Source organism: Cytobacillus oceanisediminis 2691, assembly GCF_007678455.1.
GTDB lineage: Bacteria > Bacillota > Bacilli > Bacillales > Cytobacillaceae > Mesobacillus > Mesobacillus oceanisediminis_A.
The window spans coordinates 1-228 of the sequence record NZ_VEEP01000466.1 but is presented as its reverse complement, the minus strand read 5'-3'; the positions used below and the strand labels follow the sequence as shown (position 1 = coordinate 228).

Here is a 228-nt window from a genome sequence, read left to right as displayed (position 1 = left end):
TCTTATCACACCCCCACCTCCTAACTTAATACCCCCAAAGTACCCAGTAATGACCACAACACTATTCTTTAAGTCCTTCTTTTTCAGTACTTCAACAATCGCCACCCCACCTCTCCCCCTTCCTTCTCCATCATCATTTCCTTTTTCCATTTCCTCCTTTTCACCAATCATATAACCCCAGCAATTATCCCTTCCCTTCCAATTCTCTTTTTTCATTCTCTCCATGAA

1 protein-coding gene is annotated in these 228 nt (G+C 42.1%); it reads right to left on the bottom strand.

The features are described from left to right. On the bottom strand, positions 1-216 hold a 216-nt coding region (locus FS736_RS24055), incomplete at its 3' end, for a YigZ family protein (protein WP_260983709.1). Between the last annotated feature and the right edge of the window lie 12 nt (positions 217-228).